The organism is Pedococcus sp. P1_H8 (assembly GCF_056405175.1).
Genome location: NZ_JBFUCP010000025.1, coordinates 1 through 972 on the forward strand (window position 1 = coordinate 1; position 972 = coordinate 972).

Genomic DNA, 972 nt, shown 5'->3' on the forward strand with positions numbered 1-972 from the left:
GTCTGGAACCGCGACGTCGACGGCAAGGAGGTCCCGGTCGCCGGCCTCCCCGCCGGGGTGGGCCTGGCCAACTTCGCCGACGACCGGTACCGCAGCCTCATGTACTTCGCCCGGGACATCGGCTTCACCGCCGGGACCATCCCGTTCCAGGAGTTCTACTGGGGCGCATGGCTTCGCGACACCCAGGCCGCCGACCTGACCGGCTGGAACCCGCGCGAGCTCGCCAGCTACCTCGACACCGTCAAGCGGGTCACCAAGGCGCAGACGGCCCTTCCGGCCGGCGCCGTGGTCGACGCCGGCTTCACCGCGAGCCAGCTCGGCGTCCTGGCGGAGTGGAACGACGGTAAGGCCGAGGACAAGGGCGAGTTCGCCAAGGTGTCCAAGCCGTACTCCGACGGCAAGCCCGGCAAGATCGCGTACGCACTGGAATACAAGGCGGCGCACGGGAAGTAGGCGCCGTCACCGCCCGAGAATCGGCGGTGTCCGCATGACGCCGAAGGCCCCGGCGCGATGTGCCGGGGCCTTCGCCGTGCCCAGCGGCGGTAGAGTGCGGCCATGGCGATCAGCCGCAAGTCCAGGTACGCGCGGCGACGCAAGCGGCGGATGGACCTCGTCGAGCACGACCTCACCGCCCCGCAGTGGACCGCGCTACAGGAGGCATGGAACGGCTGCGCCTACTGCGGCGCCCGGGACCAACCGCTGCAGCGCGACTGCGTCCTGCCGATCTCGCGAGGCGGCCGCTACACGCTGGGCAACATCGTGCCGGCCTGCGCCTCGTGCAACTCCAGCAAGTGCAACGGCGAGGTCACCGCCTGGATGCGCCGCAAGGGACACGACGAGAAGGCCTTCCTGCTGCGGCTTCACGAGATCGGCTCGGCAATGAGCGCGCGCTTCCCGAATCCGCCGGACGACGACGCTCAGACCCCGGCAGAGAGCACCCGTCAGGGCTGAGAGGTCACACCGTCACGACCG

The 972-nt window shown here is 70.2% G+C and carries 2 protein-coding genes; both read left to right on the forward strand.

From position 1 onward, the window contains the following. Window positions 1-453 (forward strand): ParB/Srx family N-terminal domain-containing protein (locus AC1DYG_RS18605; RefSeq protein WP_477641355.1); only part of this gene is annotated, 453 nt, incomplete at its 5' end. Between the two features lie 102 nt (window positions 454-555). Continuing rightward, the gene (locus AC1DYG_RS18610; RefSeq protein ID WP_477641356.1) at window positions 556-951 is read left to right on the forward strand and encodes an HNH endonuclease; all 396 of its coding nucleotides are present in this window, start codon (window positions 556-558) and stop codon (window positions 949-951) included. The last annotated feature ends 21 nt before the right edge of the window (window positions 952-972 follow it).